General features: G+C 71.1%; 1 pseudogene. It reads left to right on the forward strand.

What is annotated here, in order from left to right:
• Window positions 1-249, forward strand: a pseudogene (locus G8O24_RS44175) (hypothetical protein); the annotation flags it as partial.

Consider the following 249-nt stretch of genomic DNA (forward strand, 5'->3'; position numbering starts at 1 on the left):
CCATGTGGCCGACGATGATGAACGCCAGATCCGGCACGATCGCGCGCACGGCCGCCGTGGCTTGGTCGATGAAAGCAGGCACGCTGGAGACTGGGACGGCCGTGTCCGACGTCAGGCCGACGCCGGCGATGCAGCCGCGCTCGCGGCGACGATGCAGACGGTGCTCGAGCGGGCGCTCGAGGCCGGGCTTGTCAGCGACGGCGTCATCGCCACCAGCGAGGCGCAGCGCAAGGCGATGTGGCTGGTGCG

It is taken from the genome of Bradyrhizobium campsiandrae (genome assembly GCF_014529705.1).
Classification (GTDB): domain Bacteria; phylum Pseudomonadota; class Alphaproteobacteria; order Rhizobiales; family Xanthobacteraceae; genus Bradyrhizobium; species Bradyrhizobium campsiandrae.